The organism is Nonomuraea montanisoli (assembly GCF_013363975.1).
Lineage (GTDB): Bacteria > Actinomycetota > Actinomycetes > Streptosporangiales > Streptosporangiaceae > Nonomuraea > Nonomuraea montanisoli.
This window is the reverse complement of record NZ_JABWGN010000001.1, coordinates 397,703-409,791: the sequence shown is the minus strand read 5'-3', so window position 1 is coordinate 409,791 and position 12,089 is coordinate 397,703. Positions and strand designations below refer to the sequence as shown.

General features: G+C 71.9%; 13 protein-coding genes. 9 read left to right on the top strand and 4 right to left on the bottom strand.

Annotated elements, in window-relative coordinates; translation table 11 throughout:
• Positions 1-33: 33 nt before the first annotated feature.
• On the bottom strand, positions 34-378 hold the full coding sequence (locus tag HTZ77_RS01870; protein ID WP_175587639.1) for an ArsR/SmtB family transcription factor: 345 nt from the start codon (positions 376-378) through the stop codon (positions 34-36).
• A gap of 129 nt (positions 379-507) precedes the next feature.
• On the opposite strand from HTZ77_RS01870, the gene HTZ77_RS01865 reads away from it, so the two are divergent.
• A complete protein-coding gene (locus HTZ77_RS01865) occupies positions 508-1,692 on the top strand; it encodes an MFS transporter (protein WP_205301956.1) in 1,185 nt (394 codons plus the stop codon).
• A gap of 95 nt (positions 1,693-1,787) precedes the next feature.
• Here the strand turns inward: HTZ77_RS01865 and HTZ77_RS01860 are convergent, their stop codons facing one another.
• From HTZ77_RS01860 to HTZ77_RS01850, 3 genes are all read right to left on the bottom strand, one after another.
• Positions 1,788-2,897: an epoxide hydrolase family protein gene (locus HTZ77_RS01860; protein WP_175587637.1), complete on the bottom strand. Its 1,110-nt coding sequence runs from the start codon at positions 2,895-2,897 to the stop codon at positions 1,788-1,790.
• A gap of 100 nt (positions 2,898-2,997) precedes the next feature.
• Positions 2,998-3,837 carry a formate dehydrogenase accessory sulfurtransferase FdhD gene (gene fdhD, locus HTZ77_RS01855; RefSeq protein ID WP_175587636.1) on the bottom strand — a complete coding sequence of 280 codons (840 nt, stop codon included), beginning with the start codon at positions 3,835-3,837 and terminating at the stop codon, positions 2,998-3,000.
• A complete protein-coding gene (locus HTZ77_RS01850; protein WP_175587635.1) occupies positions 3,834-6,038 on the bottom strand; it encodes an FdhF/YdeP family oxidoreductase in 2,205 nt (734 codons plus the stop codon). Before HTZ77_RS01850 ends, fdhD begins: the two co-directional genes overlap by 4 nt.
• An 80-nt stretch (positions 6,039-6,118) precedes the next feature.
• Between HTZ77_RS01850 and HTZ77_RS01845 the strand changes: the two genes are divergently transcribed.
• From HTZ77_RS01845 to HTZ77_RS01810, 8 genes are all read left to right on the top strand, one after another.
• Complete coding sequence (locus HTZ77_RS01845; protein ID WP_175587634.1) at positions 6,119-6,940, top strand: biotin--[acetyl-CoA-carboxylase] ligase; 822 nt, start codon at positions 6,119-6,121, stop codon at positions 6,938-6,940.
• A gap of 61 nt (positions 6,941-7,001) precedes the next feature.
• Positions 7,002-7,514: a PH domain-containing protein gene (locus tag HTZ77_RS01840; protein WP_175587633.1), complete on the top strand. Its 513-nt coding sequence runs from the start codon at positions 7,002-7,004 to the stop codon at positions 7,512-7,514.
• Complete coding sequence (locus HTZ77_RS01835; RefSeq protein WP_235994121.1) at positions 7,511-8,560, top strand: adenylate/guanylate cyclase domain-containing protein; 1,050 nt, start codon at positions 7,511-7,513, stop codon at positions 8,558-8,560. Before HTZ77_RS01840 ends, HTZ77_RS01835 begins: the two co-directional genes overlap by 4 nt.
• Before the next feature lie 15 nt (positions 8,561-8,575).
• Entirely contained in the window at positions 8,576-9,661 is a 1,086-nt protein-coding gene (locus HTZ77_RS01830; RefSeq protein WP_175587632.1) for an S-(hydroxymethyl)mycothiol dehydrogenase, read from the top strand.
• A complete protein-coding gene (locus HTZ77_RS01825) occupies positions 9,661-10,281 on the top strand; it encodes an MBL fold metallo-hydrolase (protein WP_175587631.1) in 621 nt (206 codons plus the stop codon). The genes HTZ77_RS01830 and HTZ77_RS01825 overlap by 1 nt, the downstream gene beginning before the upstream one ends.
• 108 nt (positions 10,282-10,389) lie before the next feature.
• Positions 10,390-10,566, top strand: a complete 177-nt coding sequence (locus tag HTZ77_RS01820) for a (2Fe-2S)-binding protein (RefSeq protein WP_175587630.1) — start codon at positions 10,390-10,392, stop codon at positions 10,564-10,566.
• Between the two features lie 16 nt (positions 10,567-10,582).
• Positions 10,583-11,062, top strand: a complete 480-nt coding sequence (bfr, locus tag HTZ77_RS01815) for a bacterioferritin (protein WP_175587629.1) — start codon at positions 10,583-10,585, stop codon at positions 11,060-11,062.
• Positions 11,063-11,419: 357 nt separating this feature from the next.
• On the top strand, positions 11,420-12,088 hold the full coding sequence (locus tag HTZ77_RS01810) for a response regulator transcription factor (RefSeq protein ID WP_043620820.1): 669 nt from the start codon (positions 11,420-11,422) through the stop codon (positions 12,086-12,088).
• Position 12,089: the final 1 nt, after the last annotated feature.

Sequence of the window (12,089 nt, the reverse complement as noted above, 5' to 3'; positions counted from 1 at the left end):
GCAGTCCGTGAACTGCTCACCGGAGGGCCTGTCTCACCCGACAGTGCCGGGGGGCGTGGTGCCGCCTGCCCGGCGCTGTGCGCTCAGTACGGAGTCGAGCAGGCCGGGGAAGAGCGCGTCGAGGTCCTCTCGCCGCAGGCGTACCAGCCGGGATCGGCCCCGCACCTTCGTCCACGTCACGCCTGCCTCGCGCAGCACCCGGTAGTGGTGCGACAGAGTCGTCTGATGCACGTCGATCTCGGCGCCGATCGCGTTGCAGAAGTCCTCGCCCATCTGGTCGAGCCGCAGGACGAGGTCCAGCCGCACCGGATCGGCCAGCGCGCGCAGCACCTCCACCAGCCGGATGGCCTCGGTCGCCGGCTGTGACACCTCACGCATCGCCGCCCCCTGTGTTCCGCACGCCTGCCACGTTACCCAACGCATGGATACATGGACAAGCATCCATGTATCGCCTAAGGTTCCCTCGGTACGTCCGAGGTTCCTCCGGAAAGGCGGCAGCACCCGGTGTTGAAACGACTTCTTCCGCTGGCCCTGGCGACCTTCACCGTCGGCACCGACAGCTACGTCATCGCGGGCCTGCTCCCGGCCATCGCCACCGACCTGCGGGTCTCCACTCCCGCCGCCGGGCAGTTGGTGACGGTGTTCGCCCTGGTGATGGCCCTGTCGGCACCCGTCATGGGCGCGCTCACCGGTGGGCTCGACAGGCGGACCGCGCTGCTGATCGCGTTGAGCGTCTTCGTGGCCGGCAACGCCGTCACCGCCCTGGGCGCCGGCTACGCGGTGGTGATGATCGCCCGCATGGTCACCGCGGTCGGGGCCGGAATGATCAACTCCGCCGCCTCCAGCACCGCGGGGGCCATCGCGCCCCCGGAACGCCGAGGCGCGGCCCTGGCCTTCGTGATGGGCGGCCTCACGCTGGCGACGGCGCTGGGTCTGCCGCTCGGCACGCTGATCGGCCGTACCGACTGGCGCATCACTCTGTGGGCCGTCGCCGGGATCGGCCTCGTCGCGGCCCTCGGTGTCGCCGCCGGCCTGCCCAAGGTGACGCTCCCCGCCGCCTCGCTGGGCGACCGGCTGCGCCCGCTCAGGCAGGGCCGGGTCCTCGCGTTGCTGGCCGTCACCATGCTGGTCTTCCTCGGTGCCTACACCCTCTACACCTACATCGGCCCGGCCCTACGGGACGCGACCGGCGGCTCCGCATCGCTGCTCGCCGTCACCCTGCTGGCGTGGGGAATCGGCGTCCTGGCCGGGAACATCGTCGCCGGACGGCTGGTCGACCGGCACGACCCCGCGCGCGTGTTGACCGGTCCTCTCGCCGTCGCCGCCGTCGCCCTCGCCCTGACTCCGGTGGCGACCGCCACGTTCGTGTCCGCCCTGGCATGGGCCGCGATCTGGGGCGTGGCCCTGGGCGTCGTCGTCGTGCCCCAGCAGCACCGGCTCATCGCTCTCGGCCCGGCCGCGGCACCGGTCCTGCTCGGCCTCAACTCCTCGGCCATCTACGTCGGGATGGCTCTCGGCGGCGGCCTGGGCGGACTGGCCCAGCAGTGGTTCGCCATCGCGCCCGCCGCGCTGGGGCTGCCGGCCGCCGCTGTCACGACCTTGGCGCTGCTCCACCACCTGACAACCGCGCGCCGCCATGCCTCAGCGGCACCTCAGCCGGCTCCTTCCACCCGGGAGAAGGCCGAGACATGACGCCGCGAGCCCGGTACCCCTCCATCCGGAGGGGTACCGGGCTCACTTCCGGCCGCTCCGAAAAGCGGCGGCTCCCTCACGTGGTGACCCGGCGCTCAGCTCAGGCCGGCGAAGAAGGCGTGGACGTCGGAGGTGAGGGCGTCCGTGGCGGTGTGGGCCGTGTAGTGGCCGTGGGCCGGGGCCGGGAGGGTCTTCCACGAGACGATCCCGGCGTGGTCGCGCTCGGCGAAGGCCCGGATCGACTTGAAGTCGCCCTCGCCCATGGCCAGCGCCATCGGCACCGTCGTCGGCTCCTTGCCCGTCTGCTCGCCGCCCTGCTGGGCGCGTGCGTTCTCCCAGTACAGGCGCAGCGCCGAGCCGGCCGTGCCGGTGAACCAGTGGATGGCGGCGTTCAGCAGCACGAAGTCGTCGTCGAGGTCCTCGTCGAAGAGCTGGGCCAGCCAGCCGACCAGGCCGGCGGGCGAGTCGGCGATGGCGTGGGCGAGCGTCTGCGGCTGCTGCGAGTGCAGCACGTTGAAGGCGCCCTTCTCCTTCCAGAACCAGTCGAGCACGGCCAGCCCCTGCTGGTCCTCCTCGCTCAGCCCGGCGAACTCGGCCGGGTCGCCCGAGGGGAACGAGAAGATCTGCGTCACGTGCACGCCCACCACGTGGTCCGGGGCGACGCGGGCCAGCTCGGGGGAGATCATGGAGCCGGCGTCGTTGCCGACCGCGCCGTAGCGGTCGTAGCCGAGACGGGCCATGAGCTCCGCCCAGGCGCGGGCGATGCGGACGTTGTCCCAGCCGGTCTCGGTGGTCGGGCCGGAGAAGCCGAAGCCGGGCAGCGACGGGATGACCAGGCGGTAGTGGCGCGACAGCGGCTCGACGGCGTCGAGGTACTCGGCGATCGAGCCGGGCCAGCCGTGGGTGAGGATGAGCGGCAGGGCGTCCGGGTTGTCGGAGCGGACGTGGAGGAAGTGGATCCGCTGGCCGTCGATCTCGGTGGTGAACTGCGGGAAGGCGTTGAGGCGGGCCTCCTGGGCGCGCCAGTCGAAGCCGGCGCGCCAGCGGGTGACGAGCCGCCGCACCCGCTCGACGCCGACGCCCTGGTCGACGCCGGGGATCTCGTCGGCGAAGCGGGTCAGCGCGAGGCGGGTCTGCAGGTCGTCGAGCTCGGCCTGGGGGATCTCGACGCGGAAGGGGCGGATCTCGGCGCTGATGGCGGTCATGCTGACACCTCTCCGAAAGGAACGGAACGCTTTGTTCTGTCTCCAGAATAGCAGAACGGAATGATTTGTTCCACTAGCTGGCGGCGCGCGTGGGCGGCCGTCAGACGCGGACGCGTTCGTGTCCCGCGTAGATGTTGCAGCGCTCGCCGCGCAGGAAGCCCACCAGCGTCATCCCGAACTCCCGGGCCACGTCCACGGCCAGCGACGACGGCGCGGACACCGCGCACACCACCGGCACCCCGGCCGCCAGCGCCTTCTGCATGATCTCGTAACTGGCCCGGCCGCTGACCATGAGCACGTGCCGGTCCAGCGGCAGCCGCCCGGCGAGCGCCGCCCAGCCGGTCAGCTTGTCCACGGCGTTGTGCCGGCCCACGTCCTCCCGTACGGCCAGCGCCTCGCCCTGCGGGGTGAACAGGCCGGCCGCGTGCAGCCCGCCCGTCTTGCCGAAGACGCCCTGCGCCGCGCGCAGCCGGTCAGGCAGCCCGTACAGCACCTCGGGCGTCAGCTCGACGTCACCGGACGGCACGGGACGGCAGCGGTCGTGCAGCGCGTCCAGGCTGGCCGAACCGCACACGCCGCACGCGCTGGAGGTCAGGAAGTGGCGATCCAGCGCCGGCAGGTCGGGGATCGGTCCGCGCACCCGTACGGTGACGGTGTTGTAGCGGGCCTCGGGCGGCACGTCCTCGTCTGTGCAGTAGCCGATGGCCGCGATGCGGCCCGGCGTCACCAGGCCCTCCGCGTGCAGGAACCCGGCCGCCAGCTCGAAGTCGTGGCCCGGCGTCCGCATGGTGATCGCCACCGTGCGGCGGGCGCCGTCGAGCGAGGTCAGCCGGATCTCCAGCGGCTCCTCGGTGGCCAGGTCGTCGCGGCGCTCACGGGCGGTCGCGCCGGTCAGCTCCCGGACGCGGACGCGGGCGGTGGGCCCGGGGCGCTCGCTCATGCCCGGCTCACCGTCACCATCGCGTTGTAGTCGGGAATCCGGGCGTCGGGGGAGCGGCGTGACTCGTCGAGCAGCACGTTGCCCTCGGGCCAGTGGATCTGCAGGTTGCCCGGCACGATCGGCGCGCGCAGCACCCTGCCCCGGTAGGAGCGCTCGCCGGAGCGCAGCTCGACCGGGGTGCCGTCGGGCAGGCCGAGCCGGTCGGCGTCGTAGGCGCTCATCAGCACCGCCTCGCGGGCCGCGCCGTTGAAGCCGTCGATCCGCTCGTGGACCATGCTGTTGAACTGCTTGCCGCGCCGCGTGGCCACCATGAACGCCCCGTCCGGCCGCTCCAGCGCGGGCAGCGGCACGGCCGAGAACCGCGCCAGCCCGTCGGGGGTCTGGAACCGGCCGTCGGCGAACAGGCGCCGCCCGCCGTACTGGACGTTGTCGCCGAACGCCCCCAGCCCCGCGACGCCCGCGTAGAACGGCACCGCCCGCTCGATCTCCTCGCGGATCGCGGGCGTGCCCGTGAAGCGCACCTTCGGCGCGAGCGCGGGCCGGACACGGGCCGCCAGCTCGGTGAAGATCTTCCACTCCGGCCACGCCTCGCTCACCCGGGGTCCCTCCACCTCCGGCGAGAAGATGATCCGGCGCTCGGTCGAGGTCTCGGTCACGCCGCCCGTCATCTCGTAGCGGGTCTGCGCGGGCAGCAGCAGCACGTCGCCCTCGGACGGCGCGAGCATCTGGGACGACAGCCCGATGTCGACGTGGACGCGCAGACGCGGCCGGCGCAGCGCCTCGCGGCAGTAGTCGGGGTCGGGCAGCACCTCCAGGAAGTTGCCGCCGCTGGAGACCAGCACGTCCAGCTCGCCGGCGTGGGCCGCGTCGATCATGTCGGTCGCGGTCAGGCCGGGCGTCGAAGACACCTCGAAGCCCCACAGGTCGGTGAACCGCGCGGCGTTCTCGGGGGTGACGGGCAGCCCGCCCGGCAGCCCGGTGGCGTACGCGCCCATCTCGGCGCCGCCCTGCACCCCGCTGTGCCCCCGGATCGGCATCAGCCCGCAGTGCTCGCGCCCCACGAACCCCCGGGCCAGCGCCAGGTTGACGATCGCCCGCACGTTGTCCTCGCCGAAGGTGTGCTGGGTGACGCCCATCGACCACACCAGCACCGCCGACTTCGCCTCGGCCAGCAGCCGGGCCAGCCGCAGCATCTCCTCGCGCGAGGAGCCCGACAGCGCCTCCAGCTCCTCCCACGACTGCCCGGCGACCGCCTCGCGCGCCCGCTCGAACCCCGTCGTACGGTCCGCCACGAACGTCTCGTCCACCCAGCCCCGCTCGACCAGGTGCTTGAGCACCCCGTTGAGGAAGCCGATGTCGCCGCCCACGTTCACGCCGAAGAACTCGTCGGTGACCCGCGTGCCGAACACGGCCGACTCCGCGTTGGAGGGCACCCAGTACCGCTCCATGCCCGGCTCGCGGTAGGCGTTGACCATGGCCACCCGGGTGCCGGCCTTCTTGGCGTGGTAGAGGTACTTCATCGCCACCGGCTGGTTGTTCGACGGGTTGGAGCCGATGAAGACGATCAGGTCGGAGCCGATCCAGTCGGTGTAGGAGCAGGTGGTGGCCGCCGCGCCGATCGTCTGCTTGAGCGCCACCGTCGAGGGCGAGTGGCAGATGCGGGCCGCGTTGTCGATGTTGTTGCTGCCGAGCGCCCGCACGGCCTTCTGCGCGGCGTAGTAGTTCTCGTTCGGCACGCCCCTGCTGGTCAGGTACACGCCGAAGCGCGCGTCGCGCAGCCCGGCCGCCGCGACCGACAGCGCCTCGTCCCACGTCAGGCGGGTGAAGCCCGGCTCGCCCGCGCGGCGCAGCATCGGGTACGGCAGGCGTCCCAGCTCGCGCAGCTCCGCGCTGCGCCGCCCGGCCAGCGCCGACACGTCGCCCAGCAGCGAGGCGTCCAGGGCGGGCATCGTGTTGAGCGGCAGCAGGCGGAGCCTGATGTTGCACAGGTGGATCTCGTCCATGGTCCAGTCGCGCATGCCCTTGGTGCCGAGCGCGCAGCCGTCGCACGTGCCCTGGGTCAGGATGCGCCAGGCGTACCTCCTGCGTCCCTTGACCGCGCGGAACGCCTTCAGCAGCTCCAGGTAGTTGTTCGGCTTGCGCAGGCCCAGGCCGAACGGCCGCCAGGACGCCCAGTTGCGTGGATCGAGAAGCTTGCTCACCCCTCCATCTTCTTGCTCCTGCTCCGGCGGAGGGAACCCCGGTGGTCAGGTCAGGGTGCCGGGTCGGCGAAGATGGACGTGTGCCGGACTCGCGCTACTCCGATCTCGACCGCCCGCCCCTGTCGGAGGCGGCGCTCAACCGCGCCCTCGTCCGGCCGGGCAGCCTGTGGACGGGCGTCACCGTGGTCGAGAGCACCGGCTCCACCAACGCCGACCTCGCCGTCCTGGCCCAGCAGGGGGCCGCCGAGGGCACGGTGCTGGTGGCCGAGGAGCAACAGGCCGGCCGGGGCCGGCTGGGCCGCGCCTGGAGCGCGCCCGCCCGATCGAGCCTGATCGTGTCGGTGCTGCTGCGGCCGGAGCCGCCGATCGCCACGCACGGCTGGCTGCCGCTGCTGTTCGGCGTGGCCGCCGCCTCGGCCGTGCGCCGGCTGGGCGAGGTGGACGTGCGCCTCAAGTGGCCCAACGACCTGCTCATCGGCGACCGCAAGCTGGCCGGGGTGCTGGCCGAGCGCGTGGAGGGCGCCGTGATCGTCGGCATGGGGCTGAACGTGTCGCTGCGGGCCGACGAGCTGCCGGTGACGACGGCCACGTCGCTGGCCCTGCAGGAGTCCGCCTGCCTCGACCGCGACCCGCTGCTGCGGGCCGTGCTGCGCGAGGTCGAGAGCCACTACGCCGACTGGAGCGAGGCCGGCGGCGACGCCGACCAGGCCGGGCTGCGCGCCGCCTACCAGGCGTCCAGCGCCACGATCGGGCGCGAGGTGCGGGTCGAGCTGCCCGGCGACCGGTTCCTCACGGGCCGGGCCACGGGCGTCGACGCGAGCGGCCGCCTGGAGCTCACCGCCGAGGGCCGCGACCACGCGCTCAGCGCCGGAGACGTCGTCCACCTGCGCCCGTCCGCCTAGCCCTGGAGCTCCGGCGCGCGACGGCGTAGCCGCGCGTCCCCTGAGGTGGCACGATTTGCGCATGACCATCCCGGACCACCACCTCACGCAGGGTGAACGCCGCGTCAGGTCCTTCCACCCCCACTGGAAGCGCCTCGTCGGCCCCGCCGCCGCGCTCGTGCTCATCGCCGCGGCCTCGGGCGCTGCGCTGTTCCTCATCCCCGGCGGCTGGGAGTACTCCTCCTACGCCAGGATCGCCGTCTGCGCGATCGCCCTCGTCCTGCTGGTCGTCTGGTCGTTCGTCCCGTACCTCCAGTGGAAGAACACCGGCTACGTGCTGACCACGCACCGCTTCACGATCAGCTCCGGGGTGCTCAACAAGTCGACCGACGAGATCCCGATGGCCAAGGTCAACACGGTCAGCTCCGACCAGACGTTCGTCGAGCGGCTGCTCGGCTGCGGCACGCTCACGGTGGAGTCCGCGGGCGACCGGGGGCAGATCGTCCTGCGCGACATCCCGCACCTCCAGGAGGTCCGGGCCGACCTGTTCCGGCTCCTGGAGGACGCCACCGACGGCGACATCGACGGCCGTTGACCGCCGAGGACAGGCCCGGCGGGCCGGCGGCCGAGGCCGAGCCGCGCGGGCCCGCCGCCGAGGACAGGCCCGGCCGGCCGACGGCCGAGGAGATCGGGCTGCTGCTGGCCGGGATGCCCGCCCGTCTCACGCGCACGGAGGTCGCCGCCGGCGCCGGCGTGTCCCAGCGGCTGGCCGAGCGGATCTGGCGCGCCCTCGGATTCCCCACGCTCGCCGACGACGCGGTCGCGTTCTCCGAGGCCGACGTGGCCGCGCTGGAGAGGGTGCGGAAGATGCTCGACCGCGGCCTGCTGGACGAGCCCACGGCCATCCGCATGGCCCGCGCCCTCGGCCAGACCACGGCGCGGCTCGCGCAGTGGCAGGCCGAGATCATCATCGGCCACCTGCTGCCCGCGGAGGGCGAGCCGTCCGACGAGGACCTGGAGCGTGTGGTCGCCACGGCCCGCGAGCTGCTGCCCGACTTCGAGCAGCTCCTCGTCCACGTCTGGCGGGCCCAGCTCGCCGCCGCGGGCACGCGCCTGCTCGCCCTGGCCGACCTGCGGCCCGAGGCCGCCCTGGGGCGCGTGTCGCTGGCCGTGGGCTTCGCCGACCTGGTGGCGTTCACCCGGCGGGCCAGGGAGCTGGACGAGCGGGAGCTGGCCGAGCTCGTCGAGGGGTTCGAGGCGCGGGCGGCCGACATCGTGGCCGCCCACGGCGCCCGGCTGGTCAAGACCCTCGGCGACGAGGTGCTCTTCACCGCGCCCACCCCGGCGGGGGCCGCGGCGATCGCGCTCGACCTGGCCGGCACGGCCGAGCTGCGCATCGGCCTGGCGTACGGGCCGGTGGTGCCGATGATGGGCGACGTGTACGGCACCACGGTCAACCTGGCCGCCCGGCTGACCGCCGTCGCCCGGCCGGGCACGATCGTCGTGGACTCCGGCATGGCGGAGGGCCTGACCGAGGCTCCGGCGGGCGAGCCGGGCTTCGAGGTGCGCCCGATGCGGCGCCGGAGCCTGCGCGGCCTCGGCACGGTGCGGCCCCATCTCTTGCGGCGATCATCCTCCTGACGCAGGATGGCTGCCATGCCGTACGAAGTGCGGGGCGTCATCGCCCGAGGTGAAGGCAGGGAAGTCTCCGTCGAGAAGGTGCTCGTGCCCGACCCCGGGCCGGGCGAGGCCGTCGTCGCCGTGCAGGCGTGCGGGGTCTGCCACACCGACCTCCACTACCGCGAGGGCGGCATCAGCGACGACTTCCCGTTCCTGCTCGGCCACGAGGCCGCGGGCGTCGTGGAGGCCGTCGGCGAGGGCGTGACCGGGATCGAGCCGGGCGACTTCGTGATCCTCAACTGGCGGGCCGTGTGCGGCCAGTGCCGGGCGTGCCTGCGCGGCCGGCCGTGGTACTGCTTCGCCACCCACAACGCCACGCAGAAGATGACGCTGGAGGACGGCACCGAGCTGTCGCCCGCGCTCGGCATCGGCGCGTTCCTGGGCAAGACGCTGGTGGCGGCCGGGCAGTGCACCAAGGTCTCGCCCGAGGCCCCGGCGACCGTCGCCGGCCTGCTGGGCTGCGGGGTCATGGCCGGCCTCGGCGCCGCGCTCAACACCGGCGGCGTCACGCGCGGCGACTCGGTCGCGGTCATCGGCTGCGGCGGCGTCGGCGACGCGGCCGTCCTGGGCGCCCAGCTCGCCGGCGCCTCGACGATCATCGCGATCGACGTGGACGACCGCAAGCTCGCCTGGGCCCGCGACTTCGGCGCCACCCACACGGTCAACTCCCGCGAGAACGACCCGGTCGACGCGGTGCGCGACCTCACCGACGGGTTCGGCGCCGACGTGGTGATCGACGCGGTCGGCCGCCCCGAGACGTACCGGCAGGCGTTCTACGCCCGCGACCTGGCCGGCACGGTCGTGCTCGTGGGGGTGCCCACCCCGGAGATGACGCTGGAGCTGCCGCTGCTCGACCTCTTCGGCCGCGGCGGGTCGCTGAAGTCGTCCTGGTACGGCGACTGCCTGCCGAGCCGTGACTTCCCCATGCTCATCGACCTCTACCTGCAGGGGCGGCTCCCCCTCGACAAGTTCGTCACCGAGACCATCGGGCTGGACGACGTCGAGGAGTCGTTCGCCAAGATGGAGCGCGGCGAGGTGCTGCGATCGGTGGTGGTCCTCTAATGCTCGACAAAGTGGTGACTTCCGGGACGTTCTCGCTCGACGGCGGCACCTGGGACGTCGACAACAACGTCTGGCTGGCCGGTGACGCGCGCGAGGTCGTCGTCATCGACGCCGCCCACGACGCGCGGGCCATCGCCGAGCGCGTCGGCGGGCGCGCGGTCCGGGCCATCGTGTGCACCCACGCGCACAACGACCACATCAACGCCGCCAGGGAGCTGGCCGGCCTGACCGGCGCGCCGATCCGGCTGCACCCGGCCGACCAGGTGCTGTGGGAGCAGGTGTACGGCGACGCGGTGCCGTACGAGCCGCTGGCCGACGGCGAGAAGCTGGAGGCGGGCGGCGTCACGCTGGAGGTGCTGCACACCCCCGGCCACTCCCCGGGAGCGGTCTGCCTGCACGCCCCCGACCTCGGCGTGCTCTTCAGCGGCGACACGCTGTTCAAGGGCGGCCCCGGCGCGACCGGCCGGTCCTACTCGTCGTTCGACACCATCGTCGCCTCGATCCGCGAGCGGCTGCTCACGCTGCCGCCCGAGACCGTCGTCCACACCGGCCACGGCGAGTCCACCTCCATCCGCGCCGAGGCGCCTCACCTGGAGGAATGGCTGGCCAGAGGACACTGAACCCTTACCTCGATGTGGCGGAGGTAACGTAGGCAAGCCTTACCAAACTGGGCTACATTTAGGTTTGCCTAACCTACCGGCTGTCCAGATTGAGAGGCTGTTCCCCGCATGTACGTGTGTGTCTGTCGTGCCGTGACCGAGAACGAGGTGCACGACTGCATCGCCGCCGGCGCGCGGACGGCTCGCCAGGTGCGCGACACCACTGGTGCCGGTGGGGACTGTGCCTCTTGTGTCCGGAAAATCTGTGCGATGCTGAAACGGTCTGAGGAACTGACGACCGCATAGCACGAGGGGCCCGTACATGCAGGGCGACAAGCAGATCATCGAGTTGCTCAACGAGCAGCTGACGGCCGAGCTCACCGCCATCAACCAGTACTTCCTGCACGCCAAGATGCAGGAGAACTGGGGCTACACGAAGCTGGCCAAGCACACCCGCGACGAGTCGATCGACGAGATGCGGCATGCCGAGCGCCTGACCGACCGCATCCTCTTCCTCGAAGGGCTGCCCAACTATCAGCGGCTCGGCACGCTGCACATCGGGCAGACCGTCGAGGAGCAGCTCAAGGCCGACCTGGAGGTAGAGCTGTCGGTGGTGCAGCGACTGCGCCCGGCCATCACGCTCATGCGTGAGAAGGGCGACGTCACCTCGGCCCGGATCTTCGAGGAGATCCTGGCCGACGAGGAGCACCACATCGACTACCTCGAGACCGAGCTGGCGCTCATCCACAGCCTGGGCGAGCAGCTCTACCTCGCCCGCTACACCGAGCCGCCGAGCGTCTGAGCCACGACGCGACACGCCGTCACACGCCACGCCCGCCGGGGCTCCTCCGGCGGGCGTCGCTGTTCCCATAAGCGGCTGACGCGATGCGTGGGAACAGCGTGGCGGGATGGAAAGAACAAGACCGTACATTCCTCGCGGATTTTCATCCGCGACACGCCCGAGTGCGAAACACGCGCGCCACGCGGCATTTCCGGCCGTCCCGCGATCCGATTCCGCGCGCCGGCCGCCAATCGCGGTAATTTAAGCCCGGCTAACCGATATTTATCAGCGTTTGCCCAGGTCAATGGATAGGTCAACGACGAGTCAAACCGTGCGCTGTGCCCGGGAAACGATCGCCTAAGGTCCTACGATCGCTTCATGACCTGCGTACTTCTCGCCGAGGATGACACCTCGATTTCCGAGCCGCTCGCGCGCGCTCTTCGCCGTGAGGGCTATCAGGTTGAGGTGAGCCCTGACGGCCCGCAGGCCCTGGAAAGGGCTCTGTCGGGGGGCATCGACCTGATCGTCCTTGACCTCGGTCTGCCAGAAATGGATGGGCTTGAGGTCGCCCGCCGGATCCGTGCCGAAGGACACGGCACTCCGGTTCTCATACTCACCGCCCGCGTCGACGAGGTCGACACCGTCGTCGGCCTCGACGCCGGCGCCGACGACTACGTCACCAAGCCGTTCCGCCTGGCCGAACTGCTCGCCCGGGTGCGCGCGCTGCTGCGACGGGGCACGTCCGAGACTCCGGTGGTCCAGGGCGTACGCATCGACGCAGACTCCCGCCGCGCCTGGATGGGGGAGAAGGAGCTGCATCTGACGACCAAGGAATTCGACCTGTTGCGCGTGCTGGTCCGCGACGCCGGCAAGGTGGTCACCCGCGAGCAGATCATGCGCGAGGTGTGGGACACCAACTGGTGGGGTTCGACCAAGACGCTCGACATGCACATCTCGTGGCTGCGCCGCAAGCTCGGCGACGACGCGGCGAAGCCCCGCTACATCACCACCGTCCGGGGAGTCGGCTTCCGCTTCGAGCGCGAGTAGG

Bases quoted from the DNA above. Each gene is read 5' to 3' on its own strand.
- HTZ77_RS01830 (WP_175587632.1), top strand. From the start codon at position 8,576: ATGCCGTACGAAGTGCGGGGCGTCATCGCCCGAGGTGAAGGCAGGGAA.
- HTZ77_RS01810 (WP_043620820.1), top strand. From the start codon at position 11,420: ATGACCTGCGTACTTCTCGCCGAGGATGACACCTCGATTTCCGAGCCG.
- HTZ77_RS01870 (WP_175587639.1), bottom strand. From the start codon at position 378: ATGCGTGAGGTGTCACAGCCGGCGACCGAGGCCATCCGGCTGGTGGAG.
- HTZ77_RS01825 (WP_175587631.1), top strand. From the start codon at position 9,661: ATGCTCGACAAAGTGGTGACTTCCGGGACGTTCTCGCTCGACGGCGGC.
- bfr (WP_175587629.1), top strand. From the start codon at position 10,583: ATGCAGGGCGACAAGCAGATCATCGAGTTGCTCAACGAGCAGCTGACG.
- fdhD (WP_175587636.1), bottom strand. From the start codon at position 3,837: ATGAGCGAGCGCCCCGGGCCCACCGCCCGCGTCCGCGTCCGGGAGCTG.
- HTZ77_RS01860 (WP_175587637.1), bottom strand. From the start codon at position 2,897: ATGACCGCCATCAGCGCCGAGATCCGCCCCTTCCGCGTCGAGATCCCC.
- HTZ77_RS01840 (WP_175587633.1), top strand. From the start codon at position 7,002: ATGACCATCCCGGACCACCACCTCACGCAGGGTGAACGCCGCGTCAGG.
- HTZ77_RS01820 (WP_175587630.1), top strand. From the start codon at position 10,390: ATGTACGTGTGTGTCTGTCGTGCCGTGACCGAGAACGAGGTGCACGAC.